General features: G+C 57.9%; 3 protein-coding genes. 2 read left to right on the top strand and 1 reads right to left on the bottom strand.

What is annotated here, in order from left to right:
- A partial coding sequence (gene tilS, locus WA354_RS24940) for a tRNA lysidine(34) synthetase TilS (RefSeq protein WP_472815736.1) occupies window positions 1-784 on the bottom strand: 784 nt, incomplete at its 3' end.
- 131 nt (window positions 785-915) lie between these two features.
- Between tilS and WA354_RS24935 the strand changes: the two genes are divergently transcribed.
- Together WA354_RS24935 and WA354_RS24930 are read left to right on the top strand one after the other, a co-directional pair.
- Window positions 916-1,224 (top strand): PadR family transcriptional regulator, encoded by a 309-nt coding sequence (locus WA354_RS24935; protein ID WP_472815735.1) that lies wholly within the window; start codon window positions 916-918, stop codon window positions 1,222-1,224.
- Window positions 1,224-3,365 (top strand): hypothetical protein, encoded by a 2,142-nt coding sequence (locus tag WA354_RS24930; protein ID WP_472815734.1) that lies wholly within the window; start codon window positions 1,224-1,226, stop codon window positions 3,363-3,365. The genes WA354_RS24935 and WA354_RS24930 overlap by 1 nt, the downstream gene beginning before the upstream one ends.

The following is a 3,365-nucleotide window of genomic DNA, read 5'->3' as shown; positions in this document are numbered from 1 at the left end:
GAACGACCCGCTCGGCCGCGCGCGAGACTTCAGATTCCCACCAGGCTTCTTCATCACGAGCCAGCTCAGCCATCTGCGCAAGATGGTCGCGGAGTTGGGGATTCCACGTCGCGAGCTGCGGCAGCAGTTCGTGGCGAATGCGGTTGCGCGTAAAGGTCAGGTGGCGATTGGTGGAGTCTTCGCGCCACGGCTGGTTGCGCGTCTTGAGAAAGGCTTCAATCTCGGCGCGAGTGGTGTGGAGCAGGGGGCGAACGATTAGTCCACCACCCTCTGAGCCTTCCAGCCTTGGATGAATCCCAGATAGCCCCTCGGTCCACGCCCCGCGCAGGAATTTGGCAAGCACGGTCTCTGCCTGGTCGTCGAGCGTGTGCGCAGTCGCAACCGCATCGAGCGGAATTTCGGACAGCAGTTTCCGAAACCACTGGTAGCGCAGGCGCCGCGCGGTCCCTTCGATGGAGTCGGCGGGGATGGAATCCGCGTCTTCAGCGGACGAAGGCTTTGGGGTCCGTCGAGCTTCCGCAACAGTGTCCACGCGCTCTTCATGGAAGGGCAGGCTAAACTTCGCTGCAAGATCGCGGCAGAACTCAAGGTCCGCATCAGCTTCCGCGCCCCGCAAGCCATGATGAAGATGCGCGGCGTGCAGAACGAGGCCCAGTTCCCTGCTCCGATCAACGAGAGCGCACAGCAGCGCGACCGAGTCAGCGCCTCCGGAGAGGCCCACGGCAAGGCGGAACCCGGGCTTCAGCAGCGATGTGTCGAGCACGAGCTTTGGCTTTGAGGGCACGAGAGGATGATAAGGCACCTGTGCGCGACCGGTAATATGCCCTTGCGCCGGAAATTCAATTGCGCGAGTACAGTTTCTTCGCTATTGTTGAATTAATGTCGGAACGAAGCTATCTCGGGGAGTTCGAACTCATGCTTCTTCTCGCGGTGATTCACCTTGGAGAGGAGGCATACGGAGTTCCGATTTCGCGCGAACTGGAAAAACACCGGGGGAAAGATGTAGCGGTCGGCAGCGTATACGCGGCTCTGGAGCGCCTGGAAGCGAAAGGCCTGATTACCTCCGTCCTCGGCGATCCGACCCCGGAACGCGGTGGTAAGGCGAAGCGCTTTTTCCATGTTACGAAGGAAGGATTGCGCCAGGTACATGAGACACGCAAGGTACTGACGCGGCTCTGGCAGACGATTCCCGATCTGAAAATCGACGTGCCGCAGGAGAGCTGATGAGACGCAGAGAACCTCCGCCGCTTGCGATGTGGATGCTGAGGCACCTGACTCCAGGTGATCGCGATGAAGCGCTGGATGGCGACCTGCTCGAAGTTTTCCGGCTCGGCCGTTCGAACACGTGGTATTGGCGACAGGTCACTTCCGCGTGCGTTGTGTCATGGAGCAGCAACCTGTATGCTCGAGGACCCGCGCTTGTTTTCGCATTGCTTTGGTCGATGCTCTCGCCGGTGTGGTACGCAGCGATTGAAGAAATTGAAGATTCACCAACTATCGATAAAGCATCGCAACTTCTTGGACCGATCTGGCTGCCTCTGGCTCTGATCGGATGGATAGCTTTACATGCGGCTTTCCTCTGGGCGGCCTTGCTGATCTACCAGCTCGTGCATTCCCTCCTCAGGAAGCCCGTACAACAAAAGGACCTGCGCCGGGCATTCTGGATTGTGTCGGTGACCTTGCCGCTGGTTTACGGTGCCACTTTCCTGGTGGCTAACCTGTATTGGTATTCATTGCCTGGTCTTGCGAATGCAAAGTTGGCGACAAGTTCGTGGGGGCAAATCTTTGATCTGGGGACCCTAGCCAACTTCATTCGCTTTCCATATTTTGTCGCTCTGCTGGTTGCCCTTTGGGGAACAGTTCACCGCATCGGGCGCGATGTAGATCCGCTCTTCGTCATTCCAGAGTTGAATCCATCGAAGTCCGATGAGATTGCCGCTGCACCATTGCCTCAGTCGACGGCAGTTCAGCGCTTTCTCGCTTTCATGGTCTCCGCCGGACTGGTCAATTCCATGATCGTGGCCATGCTTCTTTGCCGTCTGCCGGATTCACACTCAGTCAGCATCGCGTCACTCTTTGTGAATGCACTGATCTTCGTTGCGATTGGAGCACTCGGTGGAATCGCAGGCTCATGGCTCTACTGGATAAGTCCTTCGAGCCCGCTTCGTGAACGATCGCCGGTGCCGTTCTCGTTGTTTGCATTGACCTGCACAGCAGGATGGGTCTGGGTGCCCGCCATGATGCTCTTTGCTGAACAGATTTCCGGAATGACGGCGTTCGTCGCCATGTTTGGCACGTTCATGCTGGCGACTGGATTGAGAACCGCAACCTACTTCGTGTTTGTCCCGAGTCAACCGAAGGCGCTGCCGTGGGAAGAAGGGGACCTGTTTGCCGAGTCGCTCTACCGTGCACCTCTTGAGCTGCACGGTTATCTGATTGCGCTCAGCTTGTTCGCTGCAGGCGCGGCGATCGCAAGCCGTTCCAACTACACGGCAGCCTCCTTGCTTGCAATCAGCGCGTTCCTTTTTGCATGGAAGAAGACCATTCCGCCGCGCGAGGCCTTCGAGCGCGACGTTCAGATGAGGCGGGCGGCGATACGCGTTGCAATCGCCGCTGTTCCTGCCCTTTTGCTCACTGTCTGGGCTTTGCTGGATGGTGTGGCCCATCGCAATCAAGCTGCAATGCCAAGTGTCGTCGCAAATGGCGAAGCGCGCGCTGCCAGACACCTCCCTGCCGATCCGAGGGCGCCGCTCTCAACGTCCGGTGCAGGAGGATACGAGAGCGTGGTTCTCTGGCCGTATCCGAAGAAGAAGGAGTTTGTGCCGCCATTGGTTGCTGATGCCTCCATCCTCGCGCCGGGAACAAAGCGGCCCCTCATCCTTCGTTTCGACGGCCCGTACTGGTTTCTACAGCCACCATCGAAGCGGCCGGGGCCCGAAGCCCATGTCGCGCAGGGCACGCCCGTCAATGTCGATGTGGAATCAAGCAACGCCGTCGCACTGGTGATGAATGCGCATCAGAAGCTGACGCGAGCAATCCCCACGGCGCGATGTCGCGAGATCGAGATTGCGATTGAAAATCGCGACAATAAACAAGGCGTTGTTTCGCTTGGTGTGTTGCTGACGGATGAAGAATCGTCATCGAAGCGAACCCTCTACCTTGGTCAGCAGTTGATTGTGTCGACCGAGCCGGGTCATTTCTCAGTAAAAACAATACCGTCGTACGAAACGATTCGTTTTTCCGTGCCGCCCGGCGCACCGCTGCGGAAGTTTAATGAGATTACCGTGATGTTTCTGCCGGATATCGAGCACACGTTTATCGCTCCGAGGATTGCGATTCAGCAGTTCGAGCTGTTTCCGCGTTGA

This window comes from Occallatibacter sp. (assembly GCF_049802275.1).
GTDB lineage: Bacteria > Acidobacteriota > Terriglobia > Terriglobales > Acidobacteriaceae > Telmatobacter.
Note: the sequence above shows the minus strand (reverse complement) of the source record. Positions and strands in the feature narration are given on the sequence as shown.